At 28.5% G+C, this 25931-nt stretch carries 21 protein-coding genes, 8 tRNA genes and 1 pseudogene; 11 read left to right on the top strand and 19 right to left on the bottom strand.

What is annotated here, in order from left to right:
• Positions 1-5: 5 nt before the first annotated feature.
• From thrS to JM47_RS00205, 6 genes are all read left to right on the top strand, one after another.
• Complete coding sequence (gene thrS / locus JM47_RS00230; protein ID WP_038102585.1) at positions 6-1748, top strand: threonine--tRNA ligase; 1743 nt, start codon at positions 6-8, stop codon at positions 1746-1748.
• A gap of 97 nt (positions 1749-1845) precedes the next feature.
• Positions 1846-2007, top strand: a complete 162-nt coding sequence (gene rpmG, locus JM47_RS00225) for a 50S ribosomal protein L33 (RefSeq protein ID WP_038102588.1) — start codon at positions 1846-1848, stop codon at positions 2005-2007.
• Positions 2008-2021: 14 nt separating this feature from the next.
• Positions 2022-3098, top strand: coding sequence for an aminopeptidase P family protein (locus JM47_RS00220; protein WP_208895039.1), 1077 nt, complete (start codon positions 2022-2024; stop codon positions 3096-3098).
• Positions 3099-3114: 16 nt separating this feature from the next.
• Positions 3115-3191, top strand: a tRNA-Trp gene (locus tag JM47_RS00215).
• A 107-nt stretch (positions 3192-3298) separates the two neighbouring features.
• On the top strand, positions 3299-3694 hold the full coding sequence (gene cdd / locus JM47_RS00210; protein ID WP_208895038.1) for a cytidine deaminase: 396 nt from the start codon (positions 3299-3301) through the stop codon (positions 3692-3694).
• 19 nt (positions 3695-3713) lie between these two features.
• On the top strand, positions 3714-5372 hold the full coding sequence (locus JM47_RS00205) for a phospho-sugar mutase (protein WP_208895037.1): 1659 nt from the start codon (positions 3714-3716) through the stop codon (positions 5370-5372).
• A 121-nt stretch (positions 5373-5493) separates the two neighbouring features.
• On the opposite strand, the gene JM47_RS00200 is transcribed toward JM47_RS00205, so the two are convergent.
• From JM47_RS00200 to JM47_RS03930, 3 genes are all read right to left on the bottom strand, one after another.
• A complete protein-coding gene (locus JM47_RS00200) occupies positions 5494-7374 on the bottom strand; it encodes a hypothetical protein (protein WP_208895036.1) in 1881 nt (626 codons plus the stop codon).
• A gap of 326 nt (positions 7375-7700) precedes the next feature.
• On the bottom strand, positions 7701-8918 hold the full coding sequence (locus JM47_RS03935) for a DUF559 domain-containing protein (RefSeq protein ID WP_323754874.1): 1218 nt from the start codon (positions 8916-8918) through the stop codon (positions 7701-7703).
• A gap of 83 nt (positions 8919-9001) precedes the next feature.
• Complete coding sequence (locus JM47_RS03930; RefSeq protein WP_244870385.1) at positions 9002-10084, bottom strand: DEAD/DEAH box helicase; 1083 nt, start codon at positions 10082-10084, stop codon at positions 9002-9004.
• 232 nt (positions 10085-10316) lie between these two features.
• On the opposite strand from JM47_RS03930, the gene JM47_RS03925 reads away from it, so the two are divergent.
• Positions 10317-10517 carry a hypothetical protein gene (locus JM47_RS03925; RefSeq protein WP_244870384.1) on the top strand — a complete coding sequence of 67 codons (201 nt, stop codon included), beginning with the start codon at positions 10317-10319 and terminating at the stop codon, positions 10515-10517.
• A gap of 240 nt (positions 10518-10757) precedes the next feature.
• Here the strand turns inward: JM47_RS03925 and JM47_RS03920 are convergent, their stop codons facing one another.
• Both JM47_RS03920 and JM47_RS03915 read right to left on the bottom strand, forming a co-directional pair.
• Positions 10758-11570 (bottom strand): AAA domain-containing protein, encoded by an 813-nt coding sequence (locus JM47_RS03920; protein ID WP_244870383.1) that lies wholly within the window; start codon positions 11568-11570, stop codon positions 10758-10760.
• A gap of 134 nt (positions 11571-11704) precedes the next feature.
• Positions 11705-12382: a DUF4011 domain-containing protein gene (locus tag JM47_RS03915; protein WP_244870382.1), complete on the bottom strand. Its 678-nt coding sequence runs from the start codon at positions 12380-12382 to the stop codon at positions 11705-11707.
• A 384-nt stretch (positions 12383-12766) separates the two neighbouring features.
• On the opposite strand from JM47_RS03915, the gene JM47_RS00190 reads away from it, so the two are divergent.
• Both JM47_RS00190 and JM47_RS00185 read left to right on the top strand, forming a co-directional pair.
• On the top strand, positions 12767-13912 hold the full coding sequence (locus JM47_RS00190; protein WP_208895035.1) for a restriction endonuclease subunit S: 1146 nt from the start codon (positions 12767-12769) through the stop codon (positions 13910-13912).
• Between the two features lie 160 nt (positions 13913-14072).
• Positions 14073-16436 (top strand): putative immunoglobulin-blocking virulence protein, encoded by a 2364-nt coding sequence (locus JM47_RS00185; RefSeq protein ID WP_208895034.1) that lies wholly within the window; start codon positions 14073-14075, stop codon positions 16434-16436.
• Between the two features lie 284 nt (positions 16437-16720).
• On the opposite strand, the gene JM47_RS00180 is transcribed toward JM47_RS00185, so the two are convergent.
• From JM47_RS00180 to JM47_RS00115, 14 genes and pseudogenes are all read right to left on the bottom strand, one after another.
• Positions 16721-16804: transfer RNA gene (locus JM47_RS00180), tRNA-Leu, on the bottom strand.
• Between the two features lie 3 nt (positions 16805-16807).
• Positions 16808-16883: transfer RNA gene (locus JM47_RS00175), tRNA-Lys, on the bottom strand.
• Positions 16884-16934: 51 nt separating this feature from the next.
• A tRNA-Thr gene (locus tag JM47_RS00170) sits at positions 16935-17010 on the bottom strand.
• Between the two features lie 2 nt (positions 17011-17012).
• Positions 17013-17088, bottom strand: a tRNA-Val gene (locus JM47_RS00165).
• A 38-nt stretch (positions 17089-17126) separates the two neighbouring features.
• A tRNA-Glu gene (locus JM47_RS00160) sits at positions 17127-17202 on the bottom strand.
• A gap of 5 nt (positions 17203-17207) precedes the next feature.
• Positions 17208-17282 (bottom strand) — tRNA-Asn (locus JM47_RS00155).
• A gap of 84 nt (positions 17283-17366) precedes the next feature.
• Positions 17367-18329 (bottom strand): annotated as a pseudogene (rpsB, locus tag JM47_RS00150) (30S ribosomal protein S2); the annotation flags it as partial.
• 57 nt (positions 18330-18386) lie between these two features.
• Positions 18387-19079: a (d)CMP kinase gene (gene cmk / locus JM47_RS00145; protein ID WP_208895033.1), complete on the bottom strand. Its 693-nt coding sequence runs from the start codon at positions 19077-19079 to the stop codon at positions 18387-18389.
• Entirely contained in the window at positions 19079-19672 is a 594-nt protein-coding gene (locus tag JM47_RS00140) for a hypothetical protein (protein ID WP_208895032.1), read from the bottom strand. Before JM47_RS00140 ends, cmk begins: the two co-directional genes overlap by 1 nt.
• A gap of 8 nt (positions 19673-19680) precedes the next feature.
• Positions 19681-20337, bottom strand: a complete 657-nt coding sequence (locus JM47_RS00135) for a winged helix-turn-helix domain-containing protein (protein WP_208895031.1) — start codon at positions 20335-20337, stop codon at positions 19681-19683.
• A gap of 9 nt (positions 20338-20346) precedes the next feature.
• The gene (locus JM47_RS00130; RefSeq protein ID WP_038102608.1) at positions 20347-21000 is read right to left on the bottom strand and encodes an MPN555 family protein chaperone; all 654 of its coding nucleotides are present in this window, start codon (positions 20998-21000) and stop codon (positions 20347-20349) included.
• A 91-nt stretch (positions 21001-21091) separates the two neighbouring features.
• Positions 21092-21928 (bottom strand): ABC transporter ATP-binding protein, encoded by an 837-nt coding sequence (locus JM47_RS00125; RefSeq protein WP_208895030.1) that lies wholly within the window; start codon positions 21926-21928, stop codon positions 21092-21094.
• A gap of 1 nt (position 21929) precedes the next feature.
• Positions 21930-22997: an iron ABC transporter permease gene (locus JM47_RS00120; protein ID WP_208895029.1), complete on the bottom strand. Its 1068-nt coding sequence runs from the start codon at positions 22995-22997 to the stop codon at positions 21930-21932.
• A 42-nt stretch (positions 22998-23039) separates the two neighbouring features.
• Positions 23040-25004 (bottom strand): iron ABC transporter substrate-binding protein, encoded by a 1965-nt coding sequence (locus JM47_RS00115; protein ID WP_208895028.1) that lies wholly within the window; start codon positions 25002-25004, stop codon positions 23040-23042.
• 193 nt (positions 25005-25197) lie between these two features.
• Between JM47_RS00115 and JM47_RS00110 the strand changes: the two genes are divergently transcribed.
• Positions 25198-25683 (top strand): hypothetical protein, encoded by a 486-nt coding sequence (locus tag JM47_RS00110; RefSeq protein ID WP_208895027.1) that lies wholly within the window; start codon positions 25198-25200, stop codon positions 25681-25683.
• A gap of 116 nt (positions 25684-25799) precedes the next feature.
• A tRNA-Trp gene (locus JM47_RS00105) sits at positions 25800-25874 on the top strand.
• Positions 25875-25931: the final 57 nt, after the last annotated feature.

Here is a 25931-nt window from a genome sequence, read left to right as displayed (position 1 = left end):
ATTTTATGTATAAATTCGACAGTACACTAAGCCATAGTGCTGCTCATGTTTTAGCAATGGCATTAGTTAAACTTTATCCCAACATTAGCTTAGCAATTGGTCCAGCAATTGATGAAGGGTTTTATTATGATTTTAATCTAAATGATCCAAACACCTCAATTACAACCAAAGACTTAGCTAGAATTGAAAAAGAAATGAAAAAAATCGTAGATGGAGCTTATGATTTTATTCATGAAGATATTAGTTATGAAGATGCTAAAAAAGCATTTGCTAATAACAAATACAAACTAGAGATCATTGAAAAATATAAAGAACAAGGGTTAACGATTTCACGATGTGCTAATTGGTTTGATTTATGTGGTGGTCCTCATGTAGCTAATACTAAATTAGTGAAAGCTTTTAAACTATTAAATGTAGCAGGAGCTTACTGACATGGAGATGCTAAAAATGATCAACTAATTCGGATCTATGGATGTGCTTTTTATGAAAAAAGTCATCTTGATGCTTATTTAGCTGAATTAGCTGAACGAAAAGAGCGAGATCATCGAAAAATCGGTAAAGATCTAAATCTATTTACATTTAATCAATTAGCTGGACAAGGGTTACCAATCTGATTAGCTAATGGAACAATTATTAAACAAGAAGTTCAACGTTTCATTAACCAATTAGAGTTTAAATATAACTTTGATACTGTTATTACTCCAATCTTAGGAAGTATTGATTTATATAAAACAAGTGGACACTGAGATCATTATCATGAAAATATGTTCAAACCAATTAAGATTGATAATGAAGAATTAGTACTTCGACCAATGACCTGTCCACACCATACACTTGTGTATGCTAATGAATTACGATCATATCGAAGTTTACCTGTTCGATTAAGTGAACACTCAATCTTACACCGATATGAATCTTCAGGTGGTTTAACTGGTTTTGAACGAGTTCGATCAATGATCTTAGAAGACTGCCATGTTTTCTGTCGAATCGATCAAATTGAACAAGAAGTATTAAATGCTTATGCAATGATTAAGGCTGCTCAAGAAGGATTAGGGATTAAAACTTTTGAAGTTCATTTATCACTTAATGATCCAGATGATAAAGAAAAGTACTTTAATGATCCACAAATGTGAGAACAATCACAAGCTCAACTTCGTGAAATGTTAAATAAAAATAACATTGAATATAAAGAAATTAAGGGTGAAGCTGCTTTCTATGGTCCAAAGATTGACTTCCAAGCTAAAACAGTACTTAATCGAATCATCACAATTTCAACTATTCAATTAGACTTCTTATTACCAAGAAGATTTGATCTTAAATATATTGATGAACAAAACAACCAAATCACACCAGTGATGATTCATATTGGGATTATTGGTACTTATGAACGATTCTTATCAATCTTATTAGAACAAACGAAGGGGATCTTACCACTTTGATTAGCTCCTGTTCAAGTTGTAATTATTCCAGTTAATGAAAATGCACATGGATCTTATGCTTCTGAACTTCATAGCTTATTACGAGCGAATTTAATTCGTGCTAATTTAGATTTAAGAAATGAACGATTAAGTAAAAAGATTAGAGAAGCTCAAATCCAAAAAGTTCCATATCAAATTGTAGTTGGGGATGAAGAGATCAAAAACAATAAAATGGTTACTTATCGAAAATATGGACAAGAAAACACAACTACAGTTAAATATGAAGAATTCATTGCTTTATTAACTAATCAAATTAAAGATAAGCATTAGACATAGACAAAACATATTAAAATTTTATATAATTTATAGATTATATTAGTATTACTAATCTAGCAGATCAATAAACAATTAGAGCGAGGTGAATATAATGGCAATTAAAAGAGGAATCCGTTTACAATGTAGTGAAAGTAAAAACATTAACTACATTACAACTAAAAATGCTAAAAACAACCCAGACCGTTTATCTTTAAACAAGTTTTGTTCAACTTGTCGTAAAGTAACTGTTCATAACGAAATCAAAAGAAAATAAGATAGGACTTATTTATGAAAAACAATTTCAAACTACAACAAGTACTAAAAGCTATCAATGATCATTCAGATCAAAATGTTGATGGAGTAATTTTATTTTCAACACACAATAGATATTGATTCTTAGAATTTGCAAGTAGTGATGGATTTGTGTTAATTAACAAAGATGGAGAAGCAATCTATCTTGTTGATGCACGTTACTACACTGCAGCTTGTGAACAAGTTAAAAATGCAAAAGTAGTTTTATTAGCAGCATCACAAAATAAAACTACACTTGATTTACTAAAAGAAGCAGCGGATGAATTAAAGATTAACAAAGCTTTAGTTGAAGCTGATTATGTAACCCTTGAAACAGCTTCTTTCTTAAAACGATTTGTAAATGAAATTGTGCCATTTAAATCAGCTAAGTTACGTGAAATCAAAACTGAACAAGAACTTGAATATTTACAAATAGCAGCTGATATTGCTGCAAAAGCATATAATTGAGTTCGTGAACAAAACATCATCGGTTTAACTGAAATTGAAATTTCAAACATGATTTCTAAAAAGATGCTTGATTTAGGGGCTGAAAAGAATTCATTCGATCCAATTATTGCTTCAGGTCCAAACGGGGGAAATCCACACCACCATGCTTCAGATCGTAAGATTGAAGATGGAGATATGGTAACGATTGATATTGGAGCTTTATATAAAGGTTATTGTTCAGATATGACACGATCATTTATTGCTGGAACAAAACCAAATCCACAAATGCAAAAGATTTATGACAAAGTGCTTGAATCTCAAACTGCAGGGATTAATTTAACATCAACTGCAGTTACTGGATATGAAGTAGATCAAATTTGTCGTCAAATTATTGATAGTTCAGAATATAAAGGTTATTTCACACACGGAACTGGTCATGGTGTAGGAATTGAAGTTCATGAACTTCCTAACACAAGCGGTGGTAATAAAGAAAAATTACCAGAAAATGCTGTTGTTACTGTTGAACCAGGAATTTATATTCCAAATGTTGGTGGAGTAAGAATCGAAGATACAATTGTTGTTAAGAATGGGCAAGCAATTGTATTAACTAGATTAGCTCCAAAATAGGGACTACCCTATTTCTAAGGGTATAGTTCAATTTGGCAGAACTACAGACTCCAAATCTGTGTGTTAGGGGTTCGAGTCCCTTTACCCTTGCCATTCTATTATTAAATACCACGCGAGTGGTATTTTTTGCTATATTCTATCATTGTGCTAAATGTTATAATTATTAAGAATTATAATAAAAATTATAGTAATTTAAGGATATGGAAATTAAAGAAATTTTTGCTAAATTAAAAGAGTTATTAAATAATAGTTACTGTGTTTATTCTAATTATCCAGTAGGTGCAATTATAGAAACTGATAAAGGGTATTTCAATGGTGTAAATGTTGAAAATGGCTCATTTGGTTTAACTATTTGTGCTGAACGAAATGCAATTGGAGCAGCTATTAGTAATGGAGCTAAAGAAGTTAAAACAGTTTATGTATTAACTAAAGATCTAAATGATACAGGAACACCATGTGGCGCTTGTAGACAAGTTATCTCTGAGTTTGCAAATGAACAAGCACAAGTTTATATCTTCAATTATGATGGTAGTTATAAAAGCTATCATATTGACCAATTAATACCTTATAAGTGAAGTGCAAAGAAATCACTTTAATCAAAGAGAAGATATTTTTATGAATCAATTAGCAAAGCTATGATCACAATCAAAAAACTTATCAGATGAACAAAAACAATTAGTTAACAATTTATCTGAAGAACAAATTGATGAGTTATTTAACCCTGAGTTCAAATTTACTTTTGGAACTTCTGGGGTAAGATTACAACGTAATATTGGAACTAAATATTTTAATAAAATTACTTATATGCAACTAATTGTTGGTTTTATTGAATATTTAAACAATCAAAACAAAACAAATAAAATAGTTGTCTTTGGAAGGGATAATCGGTTCTTATCAAAAGAAGCGATGCAAATGGCTGCAGAATTATTTTCTGCTGCTGGTTATGAAGTATTAGTTCCAGCTGATTATAAGATGTTATCAACACCAATCATCTCTTATTTAATTCATCACACAAATGCTTGTGGGGGGATTATGTTTACAGCTAGTCATAACCCTAAAGAGTATTGTGGATTTAAAGTTTATGGATCAAATGGTGCACAACCACTTAAAGAAGAGACAGATATTATTAGTGACTATATTCCTAGTTTTGAAAGTATGCTAGATTATAGTTGAGAAGCTAATCAAGAATTAATTAAATTCATTGATGATGAAACTATTAGCAGTTATTTTAAAGTAATAGAAAAAGCTTTAGTTAATACTGATCCTAATCAAACTAAAGAACTAAAAGTTGTTTTCTCCGCTCATCACGGATCTTCATCATATGATATGATTCCATTCTTAAACAGCTTAGGTTATAAGAATGTGATCTCTGTTAGTGAACAGAATCAAGAAGATCCTAACTTTAGTTATGATACAACATCAAACCCAGAAGTTCCAATCTCATTCAAACTTAGTTTAGAGTATGCACAAAAACATAATGCTAATTTAATGTTAAGTAGTGACCCTGATGGTGATCGCCTTGGAGCAGCTGTTTTTAAAAACGGTGAATGAGTTTATTTAACTGGTAATGAAACAGCTATTATTGCTGCTTATTATTTACTTAAACATAAATCATACGATAAAGCTAAATATGTGATTTCAACATATATTTCAACAAGATATATCGAACTATTTGCTAATGAATTTAATTGTGAAGTTAAATATGTTGATGTTGGTTTTAAAAACCATGGTAATTTAATTGCTCAACTTAAGAAAACTAATAGTTTAGTAATTGGTTTTGAAGAAGCAATTGGTGCTCTTTGAAATGATTTTAATAATGATAAAGACTCATACCAATATGCTGCTTTATTATTAGAAATAGTAAACTATTATCAATCAAATCATAATATGGATTTAATTGATATCTTAGAAAAAGAAATCTTCCCTAAATATGGATATTGATATAATCGAACTATTCAATTTATCATTGATGGGGATAATTGAAAACAAAAAGCTATTAGTATTATGAATAATCTAAAAGACTTCGAATTCAAAGCAATTAGTGATTATCAAATTCATGACATGATCTATCATGAAGTAGGTAATTACTTAGAATGAAAACTTGATGGATTAGGTAGTATTAAATTTAGATTATCAGGAACTGAACCTAAATTTAAAGTTTATATTGAACTTTATAAAGCAACATCAGAAACTGATTTTGACTATAAACCATACTTTAGTTCTAAAGTAGCTGATATCATTGATTTCTTAAAAGATTACACTGGTTTAAATTAATAAATAGATAAAATAAAAAAACTGATCATAATAGTTGAATTAGATTCAATTATCTGATCGGTTTTTATATTGTTTAATTTTTGTGTTTAAGTAAGAGAAAAAGGGGTAGTAGAAGGTAGGGTTATGATGTGAATGTGATTCGTGTTTTTAATAAGTTATTCTTTTTAGCATCATTCTTTAGTCAAAGGTTATCAATGTAGTTGTTTCCTTGTTTTGGATCGTTAGCATATTCAAAAGCTGGGAATATTTGAAATGTTACCATTCCATCATTATCATTCAATTTCTTAGTATAAATTTGTTTATTATCACCTTGAATTGTTACAAAGTAAGTAAAACCATCTACATAATTAGATCTATTTTCTAATAAGAATTCGAATACTTGATTATCAATTTGTGAATAAAGTTTACTTGGCATTTTAAGAGTTATTTCAGGAAGTTTTTTATCTCCTCTTTTAAAACTAACAAATTGAATAACTTTTGCGTCAACATCAATAACTCTATTTGTTAGTTCTTCAGTTAACTTAATTTGTTTACCATTAGTTGCATCTGATTCATCGAATAAATTAATAGATTTAACTTTGTATTTGCTTATCAATTTAACACCATCAAACATAACAACAGCTTGATTGTTAGTTACTTCAACTTTTTTAGATTTAATAACCATTTTATCATTGCTACTATCAACAAGCTCTACTTCAACAAACTTTTTATCAGCGTTTTCAAATTTAAATGTTAAAGCAAAGTCACCTTTATTTTCAGTAAGTTTAGAAGTAGCTTCTAAGCTAGCTGTTGTTGGTTTAACATTTTGATCAGCTTGTGGAGCTGGTTGTGGAGCATCTACTTTGCCATTTTCTGACATTTTACCTTCAACGCTTTGATCACTAGAGTCTGATGTTTTAATAGTTATTTCTTTTTTAGTTAAATCATCACTTAATTGAACAGTGTCTCCTGATTCAATTTTTTCATCACGATAAAGTTGTGCATCAGTTATTTTATATTTAGCACCATCTTCTAGTGTTTTAAAGCTAACAGTAGCTTTGCCACCTTCAACTTTTACTTTATCAGAAATTATAGTATCTGCATCATTCTGGTTGTTTTCTTTTACTTTAGTTAATTCAATTTCTAAGTATTTTCCTTCGGCATTTGCTACATTTAATGATAGTTCGTATTTGTTATCTTTTTTAGTTAACATTGCATTGTCGTCTAAAGTAATAGATACAGGGTTTTGTGGAGTTGGTGCAGGCGTATTAACTTTTGGAGCTTGTGCTTGTTCTGTTGAAAATTCTTTTGCACTTAAAGTTGTACTTAAATCAACACTAATTCCATCACTAGTAGTTTCGTTCTCATAAAGTTTAAGAGCTGATACCTTATATTTAGTTCCTGCTTTTAAACCATCAAAACTAACAGTTACATTATTAGATTCTACTTTAGCTTTCGCTTTAACTTTAGTTGCTTCTTGTTGGTTATTTACAACTTCAGTTAATTCAACTTCTAAATATTTATTATCTGCATTTGTGACATTTAATGTTAATGAATATTTAGAATCATTTTTAGCTAATTTAGCATCATCAGTTACACTAACCACTGGTTTAGTTTCTTGATCACCGCTTCCCTTGTCATCTTTTCCATTAGCACCGGGTGTTTCACTTTTTCCTGATTGTTCACCTTTATCTACATTTGGATTATCGTCTTGCATCTTTTTATCTTCTGGTTTAGCTTGTGAACCAGGATTAGTGCCTCCTGGACTTGTATTAGTTGAACCAGCTGATGGATTAGTTGTATTATTTCCTGAACCTTGACCACTTGGAGTTGTTGTAGAACCACTTCCTGGGTTTGTAGATTGAGAACCACCAGTTTGTGGTTGATTTTGAGTACCTTGAGAAGGTTTATTTGGTTTTGCCTTTGTTGGTGCACAAGCTGCAACTACTCCAATAACACTAACCCCTGCCATAATAGCACCAACTGCTAGAGTTAATGCTTTTTTGTATTTGAATTTACTCATATTTATAAATCCTTTGATAGTAAATTATGTCTAAAATTCCTTTTATCAAAGCTTGGATTTATTTGAAATATGAAGTGATTTTAGAAACTATTTCTTCTTTTGCAAAAAAAAAAAAAAAAAAGGACTTTTGACTTGGATGTTCCGGTTTGAATTAAATCCAGGAATTATAATTACATTTGTTTAGTATTTGTTTTGTATTAAGCAATCATTTAATACCATTTCCTGGATTTTGTACAAAACAAACCATATCAATTAGTTATTCACAAAAAAGAAAAAAGCACAAGCAACACGCTTGTACTTCTCTTTTAATCAAATAGATTTACTATCTAAGAATCTTTTTTCATTTCAAATACATCATGGCTAATTTTATTTATTAAATTGTTTTGAGCCATATTATTTAAGATCTCTAATATGTATTCTTTATTTTTAAGTTGACTAACTTGTGATTGTGTTAAATATGATAATTCCCTACAAAAATCATCTAAACTAATTGAGATTTTTGATGTTTTCAACATTTTTAAAAACAAGTGTTCAAGCTCATTAGGGTGTATTTCATTTAATAGACGTTTAGTTTCTTTAGAATTACTCTTCTTGAACTTAAATTCGAAGTCATTATTTATCGGTACATAAAAACCGTGCATATCAAAACTTGCAAGTGGTCTAATTAATCTTTTTGCAAATTGTTTTATTTCATTATTTATTCTAGGTTCAGATAATAACTTTTTAATAATTTCATTGAACTTATCTTCTTTAATAGGACCAGTTTGAAGTAATAAATTCTTTATTATGTTAACTTTATCACCTTCACGTGATGAGCGAAATAATAATTTATTTTCTTCTATAAATTGTTCAATGTTTAAATAATCTTCAAATAGATCTAAGTAATCATTATCTAGTGAAATCTCATCTGCAAATGAAACTATTTGTTCATCAATTGGTTCAAGAATTTTATTATTACTATAAATATCATCTAATTTGCGTAAAATCAAATCAATTTGTTGATTAGGATTTTTAAATCAATCAGTTGATCAGATTCTATGGATATTTCATCCCCTTGATTCTAATACTTGTTGTCTAAGCCGGTCACGATCTCTTGCTGATTTAGATGAATGGAATGTAGCACCATCGCACTCAATACCTAAAACATATTTATTAGGGTTATTTTTATGTACAATTGCTAAATCAATTCTAAATCCTGAAGTTCCCACTTGGAATTTAACTTCAAGTCCAGCTGCAACTAGTTTTTTGTAAACTTCATGTTCAAATGTTGAATCCATTTGCTTTTGTAATTGTTTAGTATCTTCTAGTACGTTTACTCCATATTCAGCATTTTTTATGAATTTTTCAAGCATTTTAATACCACGCTTGTCACTTCTAAATCAATCTACTTCATTACTTCTAAATGAAGAAATTAATATTAAACCTTTTTTAGCACGTGAAATCGCTACATTTAATCTTTTATATCCAGAATCACTTCTATTAATTGCTCCAAAATTAATACTGATTGACCCATCATTAATTCGTCTATTTTCCATTAAAAAGATTATTATGTCTCGTTCATCCCCTTGAACCTGTTCAATGTTTTTAACAAAGAATGGTTCGTTTTTCTCATCTGTAAAGAAGAATTTTAAATGTGGATTAGTCGAGATAAAGTTATCACCTCTTTTTCAACTTTTGTTAACATTTCTTGATTGAATACAACAAAACCAATTGAATATTGATCTTGATATTTTTCAATAATTTCTTTTAAAACTCGTTTAGATTCTTTAATCACTTTTTCTTCTTCAGAAATTCTTTCAGAAGAATTAGCATGGATGAATTTCAATCCCTCAAACTCTTTAGGTTGTTTTGAATTAGGGAATGTTACTAAGTCTTTATAAATTTCTTTATTAGATGTATAAATTAGTTCTTCGAATTTTGAACGGTAATGTCACTTTAATTTAATTGAACTTAAACTAGCTTCAGCTAAGTTTAATAATGATTCATAAGTTTCTGAAATATTCTCTTCTGGTTCATCTAATTCTAAAAATGTTTCTTCACTAGTTATTGATTGGAAGAAGTTTGATGGTGGCATTTGTTCTTTATCACCAACTACAATAACTTGATGAGCACGAGCTAGTGAACTAATAGCACTTTCAGGTCTAATTTGTGAAGCCTCATCAAAAATAACAGTATCAAAAGTAAAATCAACATCTTTAAAAAAGTTACTTACAGTTAGTGGAGATAACATTAAGCAAGGTTTAACATTTAAAACTAACTGGTGTGCTTTTTCAAAGAATTTTTTGAACGGAATAATTGCTCTAGTTTTAGCCCCTTCTTTTTTAAGTAAAGCATATTGCGAATTTGCATTTGGAAAAATCAATGATTCTTTTATTCTTTTATCATTTAGTAAAATAATATTTTCTTTAGCTAAGTCTGAACCATTTAAGTCTTTGATTTTGAAGTTATTTACATTTTGGTTTAAGAATATTGAATCTTCATTAGCCATTTCTGATTCAATGATTACTTCACAAAGCTTTCTATAAAACTTTTTTAAATAAATCTTTTCAAAGTTATCTTCAACTAGATTATTTACGATTGCTTGAACAAAAGAACCTTGGTTAAGTTTAGTTAATCTATTTTTAGTATTTAAATAACTTATATATGAATTTATTTCTTCTTTTTCATTAATTAAATTTACTAATTTAGAAGCAAATTTATCAAATGGCATTTTTGTAAGGTTAATTATACTAAGATCAAAAATATCTATTAGATAAGTGATTGCATTAGTAATCTTTGAAACAAATTGTATTAGATTGTTTTGATTATCATTACTATTAGATAAATAGTTAATTAATCTAATGAATAAAGGTTTAATGTTTTCAATATTTTCAACTAGAACTATAAATTTTTGGATGTATTTTTGTACATTTTCAAGATTAAGATCAACATCATTAAGATTGATGTTTAACTCTGAATTTAGTTGTTTGATCGATGCATCAATTGACTGGATTTGAGCAAATACTTTTGCACTATCAACAATGTTTATCTTTTTATCTTTTGAATCAATTAAATTCTTTTTATTAAATAACTTTTTAGAACTTCATCATTTTTTAGAAAAGAATTTAAAAGGATTATTTTTATACTTGTTTAAGATCTCATAAGCTTGTATACAATCTTGTTCTAAGATTGAATCAACATTATTTCAAATATTCTTTTGATCAGCTATTATTTGATTTTTTTGTTCTATTAATTGAAGAATATTTTGTAATATCTCTAAATCATTTTTAACATCATTATCATTATAAAGCGTTATATCTTTAAACTTGTTTAATGTTATAAACTCTGTTATGTAATGTAAGCTTAATGTATTTGAAACAAATTGTGAATTAAATTCACTATCATTATCAATAATATTTAAATTTTTTAAGTCTTGATACTAATTCAGCTGAATTAGATCTTAAGAATGAAAGATAAGTAAATAATCTATCTTTTTCTTCAAAAGATAATGAATCTTTAATCAATCCATATCAAGGATGATTTTTAACATTAAAATTAATGTTTTTAAGAGCATTTTCAAAAGCGTTTATATAACTTTTGATTTGATCAAATTGTTCAGAATCAATTTCTAGAATATTATTGATATCAAAATAAAGATCTTGAAAGTTTGATAGCTTATAGTATTTACCTAAATATTGATATAAACTTAAATTCTCAGGATCTCTTTTAGTTAATAATGATTTCTTATATTTTTCTAAAATTGATTTACTTTTTTCATAACTATTAATAAAATCAAAATAAAGTTCATTGTTTAATTCATAAAGTTTTGATTCATCAATTGTTTCAAGAATTTCATTTAGAATTTGTTTTTTATTAACTTTAGAATCATGAATTGGAATGGCATATTTATCAATACCGATTTTACGCAAGTTATTAAAAACAACTTGAAGAGCAGCATTTTTCTCAGCTACAAAAAGTACTTTTTTGTTTCTTGAAATAAGTTCAGAGATAATATTAGTAATTGTTTGTGATTTACCAGTTCCTGGTGGTCCTTGTAAAATAAAGCTTTTATTATCAATTGCATTCTGAATTGCTATTTCTTGTGATGAATCAGCATCTAAGATTTTAAATTGATCTTTAATGGTGATTTTCTCATTTATATTTTGTTCATTAATAGCACTAATATCATTTTTAGGATCAAAAGTATCACTTACCATTCTAGTAAAGAATGGACTGTTGATGATTTTGTCTATATTTTGTTCAATATCTTTATAAATATGAATATTACTAAAGTCAAATGTTGATAAATAAATATCTTTAATAACTGTTCATCTTTTATCACTTATTTGACTTAAGATTTTGTTGCAATATTCTTGAAATTTATTATCTGATAAATCATTATATCAATATATTCAAAATCAGCCTTAAAATCATTTTTCATTCTACGAGCTAATGATTCATTAAAGATAAATCCATTTTCAAGTTTACGAATAATTTTTCAATTATTTGAATTATCTTTTTTGATTTCAACAGGATAAAACAATAAAGGAGCATATATAGGAAGATTTGAATCTATTGATTCATATCACTTTAAAATACCAAAAGTTAAATAAGCTATATCAATTGAGTACTCTTCTTTAAATGTTCTTGCATTTTTCTCTATTTTCTTAATAACATCTAAAAATACAGAATCACCAAATTCAGAGTAAATAGTATTAGATTTTAAACTACCTTGTTTTAAAATATCATCAATATTGTGTGAATATAAAACATCATTTCCATATTGATTTAATGTATATTTATGAACAGTTTCATAATTACCAAATTGAAATGTTTCTTTTTGTGAATTCTCAATAGTATTACAAAGATCATCAAAACTTGGATGAATAATTTTAAGTTTTGAAGGTAATGATTTAGTTAAATGGGTTTTAATGTTTAAGGCTTTGTTTTTTAGAGTTAAATCAAGTAGCATGCTTTTTCAATTATTGATATTAGCTCTTAATAACTTTTCTTTATTGTTATCGATCATTTTTAATCCTTAGGTAATGAATCAAATTTTGAATTATTAATAATTAGTTATTATTCAACTTTTCAATTATAACAATTATTGAAATTTGAATAGTTAACAGGATATAAAGATAGTTAATTTTTAATAAATTAACAATCATTAATATAAGAATTTTGTCATAATTGATTAATTTATAAATAATAAAAATTAATTGATACTAAAAGATTGTTAAGTGAATATTGTTTGTGTGTGGATTATTTGATAATAATTTTTGGGTTTGTGTAAATGGTATGGTAGTAAATTATCTAATCTATTAATAAATTTATTAATATAGTAGATTAACTATCACTAATTATTAATTGGTAAAATATAACAATATGATTGTTGGTTTTTTAGGGTGGGGTTATGAATAAGAAAGTTATTTTAAGAGAGAGAGATAGAGAGAGACCGGAGTTAAGGTTTAAGGGGTTTGAGAAAAAATATGAAAAATCTTTAATAAAAGACGCTTGTTCTATAACCACTGGAAAAAGTAATACACAAGATCAAGTCGATGATGGAGAATATCCATTCTTTATAAGATCAGATACTCCTGTTAGAAGCAACCGATATTTATTTGATGAAGAAGCAGTTATTACTATAGGTGATGGAAACATAGGTAAGGTTTTTCATTACATTAAAGGGAAATTTGATTTACACCAACGATGCTACAAAATGAGCAATTTTAATAATGTATCAGCAATATACTTTTATTATGTTTTCTCAAAAAATTTCTATGAAAGAGCGATGACAATGACCGCAAAGGCTACAGTCGATTCTGTACGATTAGAAATGATTTCAGATATGGAAATGATGTTACCTAGTTCTATTAAAGAACAACAAAAAATTGGAGAATTTTTCAAGAACCTTGATCAATTAATTAAATCTAATCAAAACAAACTAGATAAGCTTAAAGATATTAAGAATGGTTTATTAGACAGGATGCTTCCTAGATTAGGAAATGATATTCCTGAATTAAGGTTTAGTGGTTATTCAAAGAATTGAAATTTAAAAAAATTAAATGATATTTTAAACATTTTCTCAGGAGAATTTGTTCATTCTAAATATCAAAACGACATTTATGATTTTCCTGTTTATAATGGAGCTTGTACTTATACAGGATTTTATAAGTATTTTAATCAAAATGGTTGTAAAATCGTTATGAGTTCTAGAGGTATAAATGCTGGATTTGTAATTTTAGAGAATAACAAATTTTGAGCAGGAAATTCTGCCTTTTCAATGAATGTAAATAGTGGACACATCACATCTTTTGTATATTTTTATTTGAAAAGTAAATATACAGAAATACAAGAACTCATCAATAATTCTGCTATCCCTGCCATATTACTTAATGATATACTTAGATTTCAGATCTATATACCAACAAAAGAAGAACAACAAAAAATCGCCAACTTCTTCATTCAACTAGACAACTTAATCTCACTTCAATCTAAAAAAGTTCAAAAACTAAAAGATATCAAAAATGGATATTTAAATAAGATGTTTGTTAATTAAATTAATATTTACTTCATATTTTCATATAAAAATGATATATTTATTAATTATGCATAAGTATATAATACTTATTGATATAAAAATATGTCTATTTTTAAATATTTATAATAAAATATAGAACCACAATAAATATTATACGAGCTAATAATTAAGGAGACTTATGAAACTAGCGACTAAAATTGTAATCGGTATATCTGTAGCAACTAGTATTGCTGCTACATCTATTGCTTTAGGTGTTGCGTTTGGTTCAAAAGGACTAGATGACAATATTACTGCTAAAACTGTTATTTACAAAACAGAAAATGCAGAAGGAAAGCCTATTGAGAAAAAAGAAGCAATTCCTGAAAAAATTGAACCTAAAAAAACACCTACTCCTGCACAACCTGAAGTTATAGAACCAGACAAGCAAGAAGAGATTAAAAAAGAACCAGAACCAAAGCCAGATGTTCAAGAAGCTCCTGAAGCCGCTCCCGAACCTGTTCCTCAACCAGAACCTGAACCTAAAGAACTTAAGCCAACTGATCGACCAGATGAACCAGAACCTCCTATCGAACCATTTAAACTGCCTGATCAAGAATATAGAGAAGTAGAAGTTAATGGTATTAAAGTAAGAGTAAAAGTTCAACCACAACCAAAAAGACAAATATTCCAATCAGATGTTGATCATCGTTTATTAAATGATGATCCATACATCTCTGAACTTGTTCCAGATGTTTTATCAGTTGAAGTGACTGAAGAATTCAGACAAAAAAGTTTTACTCATACAACTAGTGCACTTAAATACATTACTGGTCAGGACCATACTGGTTTTTCAAAAGATTTCAAAACTCATGATGAAAAAGAATTAACTGAATTATTAAACCAGCAATATGAAAGCATCTGAAGAGATCGTTTTTATAAATTCTCTCGTTTGTTCGATAATGGTGATGCTGTTAAACCTTTTTTAACAGAAGAAGGTCAAAAACTTTATCCTGCATGGACTATTGAAGCGTTCAAAGAAAAACTATTAAAAACACAACCTAATCGACGTGTTTATGATAGCGATTCTTCTTATGAAGAAAGAAAAAAAGAATGAATTCGAAATGTTGACAAACATGCTAAGAATTTAAGATATGCTAAATTATTTGCTTATTTAGATACTTCTAAATTCAAAAAATATACAGCCAACGCAGAAGAACAACTTAAAAAAGGTCTGATTCCTGATGAAACCAATGTTTACATTAATGCAGATGGTTCAGTAGATTCACATGCTTATTCTCCATTACCTGGTTACAACAAAGTAACTACTAGAATGGAACGAGACAATAAAGACCGTAGAGCGTACGGATATCCAAGTTGAAGAATTTTAAGTCCGGATGAAATTCAAAAAGGTGAGTATCCAGGATGAACTTCAACAGATGTTACTAATTCTGCTGAGTTTAAAAAGTATACAGAAAAAGCAAAAGGTGGTATCACAATTAAAGAAATGAAACGTGATAAACCGAGCGATGATCCTAAACATCTTAACTTTGGTTATACTGTTACATTTGATTTCAGTAATGATGAAGCATACAAACAAGCTGCAGACTTAATTAGACAACTTCAAAAAGATGGTAAGAAAATTACTTCATACCGTTTTATGAATGTTGGTAAAAAGAATGCTAATCAACGAATGCTTGATATTTTAAAAGCATTACCAGATGAAATGCCACAAGTTCATATTTTCTTTGAAAGTCAAAATACATCAGGACTTAACGGGTTAAAAAATAAGAAAATTAAAGAATTAGCTCTTTATACATCAACTAATCCATTACTAGAAGAATGATCAATAAACCCATTAGTACTTAAGGGTGTTAGATGAGTAAATGATGTAGATTATAATGTGTCTGCTGACTTCTCGAGAAATGCTCGTAAAATATCACGTGTAGTATTTAATTCTATTTCTTTTGATCAAGAAGATATCGATGAAAAGCAAGAAAAATATAGAGATAAAATGCTTGAAATCAACCGTGGTCTTAGAATGGCATACTGAACACGTAATAATGAAAAGATTTTCCAAGGTTCATTCGGTCCAGGTCTTAAACCAGATCATAACGAAGGTGGAAGTAGTTACCCAACTGGTTTAGATTTAACTAGAACTAATTTAAAAAGTCTTTGAGGTTTCTATTTCGCTGATGCTAAAAAACCAGAAAACGGAAAACGTAAACTTTTACGTTTAGTACTTAAAAATGAGGGTAGTGATTTTAGTATTGACGTTGAAGAATTAAACAATGCTCAATTTGATGTATTAGATATGAATCCACTTCAACCAGCTAAGATCAAATTCTCAAACGGTACAGCAACAACTCACATCCGTATTACTAATAAAAAGAATTTGAAAATTGATGGCAACGGAGCATTTAATTTGAATGTTCTAAAACAAGCTGGAAAAGATAACTTTGGTACTAATCCAATTAGAATTGATAATGGTCAAACACAACTTAGAGATCAATTAACAGGTTATGGTTATAGTATTGAAGAGGGTGACAGTCTAGAAATCACTTAATCTATCTATCTATCTATCTATCTATCTATCTATAAATTAAAACAACCAGTTAGCTAAAATAAAGCCAACTGGTTTTTTATTGTAAAGATTTATATAATGTCAACGCTACATTAACTTGCTAATAAGAATATATTGTTCATAACTTAACATCAACCAACTTTTCCTAACCTAACCTAACCTAACCTAACCTAACCTAACCTAACCTAACATCTATTCAATCAACACCCTTTTAGAACAAAATAAAAACTACCCAATTACTTGAGTAGTTTAATGAAATATATAAATGGTGCACTCGAAGAGACTTGAACTCTTATGCGATTAAGCACTAGATCCTAAGTCTAGCGTGTCTACCATTCCACCACGAGTGCAAATGGTGCTCTGTGAGGGGTTCGAACCCACGACCCACTGATTAAGAGTCAGTTGCTCTACCGACTGAGCTAACAAAGCAGAAAGCCCCACCTACCTTCAATCAGATAGATAGGACTTGATTAATTTAACTGGTGCCGACTATAGGAATTGAACCCACAACCTACTGATTACAAGTCAGTTGCTCTACCTATTGAGCTAAGTCGGCGATGGTGGAGTGTGAGGGGCTCGAACCCCCGACCTATTGCTTGTAAGGCAATTGCTCTCCCAACTGAGCTAACACTCCAAGGACTCTATAAAAGATATAGAGTTAAGAATAATTAATGGTGACCCGTACGGGAATCAAACCCGTGAATGCATGCGTGAAAGGCATGTGTGTTGATCGCTTCACCAACGGGCCATAAATGGCGGCTACAGCAGGGATTGAACCTGCGACCAACCGGTTAACAGCCGGTTGCTCTACCGCTGAGCTATGTAGCCATATTAAGGACAAACCCTTAAAAAAACACTATATAATTATACATTTTTGAAAGTAGTTTGTCAATAAATAAATTATTTTTTATCGTTTTTTTGAGAACGGTAATTGTTGTAACGTTGATTGTTATTGTTGTTACGGTTTTGTCTTCAGCTTCTTGTTTCTGGTAAAACAATTTCTTCATCAGACTTACCAACAATCTTAGTTGGTTCATTACGTAATTCAGCAACAGCATCTGTTAATACACCAAGAATTAAAGTTACTGACTTAATTGAGTGGTTATTAACTGGAATAATGTAATCGATTAAATCTGGATCAGCATTTGTATTAGCTAATGAGATTACAGGAATATTAAGTTTACGAGCTTCTTTGATGGCATTTAAATCATTAATCGGATCAACAACAACGATTAAGTCAGGAAGTTGACGCATATTTTTAATTCCACCATAGAATTTTTCTAATTTAGCAGTTTGTTTTTGAATTTCTAATTGTTCTTTTTTAGAATATTTATTAATTTCTTCAGAATTAATTAATGCTAAATTATCATTGAATTTCTTTAAAGAATTAGCAATGATATTGAAGTTAGTTAAAGTTCCACCTAATCAACGTTGAGTTACATAGAATGAATTTGATCTAGTTGCTTCATTTTTAACAAGATCTTTAATCATCTTTCCACGTGTTCCAACATACATAATTGTTCCTTCGTTCTTGATTACTTCTTGAACAAATTTGTAAGCACGATCTAAGAAAACAATTGTTTTTAGAATGTCAATAACATGGTTGTTAGAACGTTTTGCGTGGATGTATGGAGCCATTTTAGGACTTCATTTTTTAGGATTTAGTCCAATGTGAGCTCCTGATTCAGTTAATTTCACAATTGAAACTAACGCTTTTAAGTTTTTAATAGTTGAATTAGCATTGACTTTTAACTGAATAGCATCAGCCGGTGTAGTAGGTTTTGTTGGTTCTACTTTAGCACTTGCAGAAGCTGTAGTTTCTTCTTTTTTAGCAACTACTTCTTCTGATTCAACTTTTTTAGTCAAATTTTCCATTAAGGATTCACCTTTCGTTTATTTTCTAAGTTTATATTATACCAATTTTTAGATATTTTATTTATTAGAAAGTAAATCAAGGTAATATTTATGCATTACATCAACGCACTGTTCAACATTCATTCCATCATTATAAATAATTAGTGCATCGTTCGCTGGTTTAAGAGGGGCAATTGCTCTGGTTTTATCAGCATTATCTCGTTCTAAGATCTCATTATAAATTTTTTCATAATCAGATTCTATTCCCAGTTCTTGGTTTTGTTTAAATCTTCTATTAGCTCTTATTTCTACACTTGTTTCTAAATAAAATTTAACAAAGGCATCGACTAGAACCACAGTTCCAATATCTCTTCCATCCATTACAACACTAAATTGTTCAGCAATTTTTCGTTGTTGAGCTGTAGCAAAATCACGAATCAACACATTCTGAGCAATTTTACTAGCTAAAAGAGCAGTACTATCTAAACGGATCTCAAGTGATAAATCAATTGTTTGATTATTCACTTCAACAAACACATCATCCCCATTAAAAGTAAACTTAGTTGCTTTTAGTAAATCAACACAAAAAGCAAAATCAATGTTTTGTTGATCGATTTGTTTGATTACAAATAAAAAGTAAGCATAAGCTCGATACATTGCTCCTGTATTTACATACAAAAACCCAAGTCTTTGGGCTAATACTTTTGAAGCACTACTTTTTCCAGACCCACTTGGTCCATCAACTGCAATACTAATTGTTTTAGAATCCATTATAAAACCCCTGATGCTATTAAAATAATGAAAATAAGAAGTAATAAAGTAATAGTACTAATAGCAACTATAAAAAACCATACATTAAAATTAAAACGCTTTTTATTAGTAGTTGTTTTAAATGTTAATTGATGAAATTGATTAAGTTGAATCGGTACTAATTCTTCTTTAGTTTCTAAAGTTTGTTTATTATTAAGCTTTGATTGTTCTAATTTATTTTTAGTAACTAATTCCATCTTATTTAAATAATCAACTAAATCTTGATCTGATTGATCAACTAAAAGATCTGGTATATGGTTTAGTTTTTGAAAATTAGTTAATAAAGCATTGATTTGAGCTAAATCATAACTACTTGTAACTTGTTCTATTACTAACATTGCATTATCATAGTGTTTAGTTCTTTCAACCACAGGGTTGAAATATTGATTAGTTTCTTTAAAACTACTAAGATCAAGATTTTTAATATTAGCTATTTTTCCAACTAATGATTCATGGTTGTTTTTAATTAAATCATAGTAGAGATAAAACTGGTTCATCTCTTTGATTGATAAGTAATAGTTATTATAGATTTTAGTTCGTAAGAATTTAGCCATAAACAATCCTAGATTAATTTTGAAGCACTAGTGTATTTAAAATAATGATCATTAATTTGGGTAATAATAATTAAACATAGTTCATTATTAGAGTTGTATAAATAATTAACAATTAATGGTGAATTAATTTTAAATTTATCAAATGATAATAAACCTTCAAAAGTTTTAAACAGATCATAACTAATTGTTGTTTTGACATTAAAAAAGTCATCATTTCCAGACATAATGATTAATTTACTGATATTAATGTTTTTGGGATCAAAATTAGATACATCAATTGGAATCGTACTTAAAAAACAAGAACGAGCAATTGTTTTGTTTCTAATTAATAAACTAAATGAAGTAGCATGTTTAAATAAGATATCACAATAACTATAGTTTATTTCTTTAGTGTTTACAGTTGCATTAGTACTAATAGGATATAAGTTAGCAAAAGTTTGATTGATGTATGAATCAATCATTGTTTTGACATAAAAACCACTACCCTTAATGGTATGTAAAATATCTAAATCCTTAAGGGTTTCATAAGCATTGTGGACAGTGATTCTACCACAATCAAAGTTATTAGCTAATTTGTTTTCACTTGGGATTAGTGCATCAAGTGGATAAACACCCATTGCTATTTTTAAGATGATATAACGAACAATGTACGATTTATTAGTCACAAGTTAGTATTAACTTTCCTTTTTAGCTTTTTCATCTGGAAGTTCAACTTCTTGCATCTTTTTGTCTAATTCCATTTGTTCAGCCATTTTTTTACGGATGTTTTCTTCAAGTTTAGTTAAGTCACGATCAAAACGTTCAATAATGAAAGCTGTTGTTTTTTCATCTAATAAAGTTCTTCGTGCAGCTTCTCATTGATCTTTATTCTTTTTGAAATCATGAATTGATTGGTTTGTTTCAGTGTAGTATTGTTCAAGAATTTGTTCTAGTTCTTGATCTGTTACTTCAATACTAAATTCTTTTTGTAAATCTAAGAAAATTAATCCCTTAGCAATGATTTTGTTAGCTATATCAGTTGCTTTTTCTTTTGAATCAACACCAAAAGCTTGCATAATTCTTGGAATTAAATCTTCAACATCTTCTTGGTTGATATCAATTTCATAAAAGTCAGCTAAATGATCCATTGCTTTGTTAAATAAGTTTTCACGCACAATGATGTTGTGTAATTGTTGTGCTCGTTCAGCTTCACTTTGTTTTGCAAAAATAGTATCGACACGGTTTCGGTGCATTTCTAATGCTTTAGGATCTACATATAATCCTTCAAGCTCGATTGTGTATTTTCAATCGACTTCTTTTTTTGCTTTAATTGTACTTTTAAAATTCATAGTTTTATCTTTGTAACCTTAATCTTCTATTGTCTATTATTATAAATATTATCTATTATTATAAACAAAAATCGATAAATAAAAAAGGGAATTATAGATAACTTTTAACCCCAATCTTATAAACAATTTTAGGATCAATATCTTCCATTATTTCTGCTTCAATTCCATAAACATCTTTTAATAATTGTTTACTAATTAATTGATCAGCAGTTCCAGAAGCAAAGATTGCTCCATCTTTTAGAAAATATAAATAATCACTATATTGAATTGCTTGGTTTAAATCATGTAAGATAGCAATAATTGTTTTATTTGCTTTTAGTTGTAATTGTTTTAATGATTCTAATAGTTCATATTGGTTTTTAATATCTAAATAAGTTGTTGGTTCATCTAATAAAATAATAGGTGTATCTTGAACCATACAAAGAGCTAAAACAACTTTTTGACGTTGACCCCCAGATAGATCGTGCATAAACTTTTCTTTAAGTTCAGTTAATTGCATTTGTTCAACAACTTTATTAATAATAGCTTTATCTTCACTTGATAAAATGCCTGATATCCCTAAATAAGGGTTTCGTCCAAAAGTAATAAAATCAATCACTCTAGTTCCTTGAGGAACATCAATGTTTTGGGGAATATATGATATTAAACGAGCAAGTTTTTTATTTGATAATTGTTTAATATCATGACCCATAATATTAATTGTTGCTTTATTGTTTTTAATTAATTTAACAATTGATTTAGCAGTTGTTGATTTACCACATCCATTTGGTCCAAGAATGGTAGTAAAGCTTTGTTTTTTGATATTGAAATTTAAATCATCTAATACTAAATTACTATTTTTGTTGTATCTAAAACTTAAATTACTAACTTCGATTGCATTCTCAGTTACTTGCTCATTAATATGTTCATTAACATTTGAAACATTCATATTATTTACCTCTAATAATTAGATACATGAAATAAGGAACAATGATTGTTGTTGATAAAAAACCAACAGGAACATTAGTGTTTAAATTAGATGATATAAATAAAGCAAAACTAACTAAGATTGCTCCAATTAAGAAAGCTCCAAATAAAGCAACAGCGGTTCGATTACCAAACAATAACCGAGCCACACTAGCTCCAATTACTCCTAATAAAGCAACATAACCTACTAAGACAATTTCAAGCCCAGCTAATAAAGCTACTAATACATAAATACTTATTCTTAAACGTTCAGTATTAATACCAGTTGTAGAAGCAAGTGCTTCATTAGTTTCATATAAATCGATTTTTTTACGTAAAAATCAGATTGGTACTAAACAAAGTGCAATTAATACTGAACAAGTTACTAAGGTTGGTAGATCAATATAGTTTGAGTTAGGAATAATACCAAGGGTGTAATTTTTAATATGTCCTAAAGCTATCATTAAGTTTTGATCTGTTCGTGAAATTGTTTGGGGGTTAATGATCACAACTGAAATTGCTTCAAATAAGAAATTCAAAGCAATTCCAACAATTACAAATTTTTCAGTATTAGCACTACCAAACCTAGAAAGAGTATAAATAATTCCTGTTCCAATTACACTTGATAAGAACATAACAATTGGTAATACTCTCATTTCAATATTAGCAGCAGATTCAACTTTATCTTTAATACTAATTAAATAAAAAGTCATTAAGATGATGTTTAATGAACCAATTCCAAGTACAGAAACATCTGCTAGATGGTTCCGGGTTACTTTTTGTAATAATAAACCAGCAACAGCAATTGCTCCACCTGAGAAAAATGCCATTAGTAGTTTAGGACCACGAGTCTTTAAGTCTAAATTTGTAGTACTAAGTTCTGTACCATATGAAGCATCGTGATAAATTGATAACACTAAAAAAGCAATACAAGCAGCAATTAAAATAAGAGCACTGAATTTAAGAGTGATCTTTGTTGTATAGTTTAGTGATTTAATCATTGCAAAGTTGACAATAGCTTTACGTTTTTGTTTATGCAACTCTGTTTTCATTTATTAATTTTCTCTTCTTAGTTTTCTTTTTTTGTATCAATATTATTTATTAACTTTTGCAAATTTTTCTCAATAGCTACCTCAGCTATTAGCTTTTTGATATAGTTCTGCAAATTGTTGTTTCTTATCATCACCAACATATTTAAGAATATATTTAAGAAGATTATCTAAGATTAAGTTTAAACCGATTGGTGATTTAACCCCTTCGTTTCAAAGTTCATAATTATCCCTAAATAATTTTTTAGATGGAGAATTTAAGTTGTTGTTACTTAAATGTTCTTCTTTAAATAATTTATTAACAAGCGTTCTGTCTTTATTAGATAATGATGCACCTTCTGGGTTGAATTCAATGTTGATTACAACATCGAATTGGTTGTTGAATCTAGCTGTATTCTTTTCACTTAAACCATTTTCACCTAAGTTTCATCATCAACCATTATCATCCATGTTAAAGATTGAACCAGTATAGTTTTCAGGAAGACCATTAGTTGATTCACCAAATGGACAGTGTCTTGTTCCATCTTCATGGATATGACAACCTTCTTGTTTTCCATCAACTTTTTCAAGTAACGGGTTAACAAGATTATCACTTAGTTTTGGTTTAGGAGCTTTAAATCCTAGATCATAGTATAAGAAACCAAATTTAGATTGAGATTGTAAAGTACTTACACCACTTTTTGATGAAATTGTTAGTAAACCTAAATTGATTGAGTTAGTGTTATCAAATTGTTTAAGTTCAGGGTTGTAGTTTTTATCAACTACACCAACAGCTTGTAAGAATTCACGCATTGCTTTAATTCGAGCATTATAATTACCAGCTATTTCATTAGCATGAGTTAATGCTTTTTTCATCATTTCTAGACGTTCTGGTTCGTTTTTAAACAATTCTTCTGCTTCTTTTGTATGAGCAAATTTAGCAGTAGCATAAGCGATATCATATAAATGGAACATTCCATCACGCATTGTTCCTAAATAAAGTTGTGTTCCGCCATCTTTTCTTAAGTTTTGTTCATAAATAGGGTGGTGTTGAAGTTCTGATGATACTTTTTGTTTTTGGTTTAGTGGATCATAATTTAATTTAGTTAAACCAGCTTTTTTGATGTCTTTAATTAATAATAGTTGTTCAATTTGTTTGTAGATGATAGTGTTTAATGAATTCTTAGTTTGTCAATCTTTTTCAATATAAAACAATGGTACATCATTACCCTCTATCACTCTTTTTCTGAAGTTAGAATTCTTGAAATTAATACCATCAATTGTTTCACCATTTAAGTAATTTTCTTGGATTCTTTTAGCATAATATGAATAGTTAAAAAGCGGATTTAATAATCCTTTACTTTCATCTTTATACTTCAATCCCGCTCTTAAACCAACTGCAAGTGGATCTTTGTTATTTTCATCTGTAAAAGTTTTAATCATTTCTGGACTTAAAGAAAAGAATAAATCTCTACTTGCTTTAAAATCAACAGGGACTGGATATGTTTCTTTAGCAAATGGTCCATTGTTTAGATCAGGGCTTAAACGTCGTACAACTTGTGGTTCAAAGTGACTGTTATCAAATAAATAACGGTCATAATAAACTAAGTTTCCATTATGTTTTCTTCAGTGTTCTTCGTTAACATTCTCTCCAAGTTGATTACCACTAAAACTTCATCAAGTTGTATTATAAGTTTTAATTTTGCTTTCTAGATCTAATAATCTATTTCCCAACCCAGCTTTAAATTCAGGTTTATCAAAAACTTGGTTGTTTTTAAACTCATTACTATTCGGGTCTAAAAAAGCAAATGGACGGTTGTCTTTACTATTTAATAGTCGTGGATAGTAATCAGGAGTAATTCCTAATGCAAGTAATGTATCAGCTTGTGAAGTATAAGTTGGCATCACTTTATAAGGTTCTTGTTTTTTCTGAGTTGTACAACTAGCAATTAAAAAACCAACAGATGTAGTAGTAATTACTCCAACTGCTCCTAAAGCTATCACTAGCTTTTTAAATCTTCTTTGTTTCATTAATAAAAGTCACCTTAATTCTTTATTTAAAAAATCATTTAACTAGCTATAGAAAGTAAATATTTGTTAAAATCTACTTAATTTAATTATTAATTATCTAATATTAGATACTTAAAAAATTATATAAACCTTAATAATAATATTACAACAAAACTAAGTAAACAAAAATTAGCACATATAGAAAGATTTAAAAATGTCAGGATTTGAATTTGTTAATGAACAAAATAAACCAGAAAATAGTAATGAACAAATTAATCATTCACTTTTTGATAAATTTGACAAACAAAAGTTAGTTTATTTAAAATCTTTAATTGCTTTATTTGTTTTGTTTGCAATTATTATATGTTGTATCTGTTTAATAGCAACAGCTAAATATATAATAATTAACGATTGAAGCCATAGTTATAAAATAGCTTTATTTGCTTTATTACTAAGTATTAGTTTAATTCCATTTATTATTTTATATCTAAGAATGTTTGTAATACTAGCTAGAATTCAAGATATTTTATTAGAATGGTTTGAACAAGAAAGAGTATATACTAATAAAATAGATCAAGACCAATTAGCTAAGCTTAATAAAATGATTAAATATAGTATTTATTTGTCAATAACTTTTATAAGTATGCTGTTTTTTGTTAAAATATTCCTATATTTACAAAGTGTTGCTAAAAAAACTTAATTTTGTTTTTTTCTTGTAAATTTTAAAAATTTTATTTTATAATTACTCTATGCAACACAAATATCCATCTTTCAAGCATTATTTTTAAACAATAAAAAGCCTTGAAAGTAATAGCTAGGGGTATAGTTCAATGGTAGAACTGCGGACTTCAAATCCGCGTGTTGTGGGTTCGAGTCCTGCTACCCCTGCCATTAATATTTAAAAGGTTGCACTAAATGACCTGTGCAGCCTTTTTTATGTTAATAAAA

Origin of the sequence: Ureaplasma diversum (genome assembly GCF_000941095.1) — a bacterium.
GTDB classification, from domain to species: Bacteria; Bacillota_I; Bacilli_A; order Mycoplasmatales; family Mycoplasmoidaceae; genus Ureaplasma; species Ureaplasma diversum.
The sequence above is the reverse complement of the archived record's forward strand: the minus strand, read 5'-3'. Positions and strand labels throughout refer to the sequence as shown.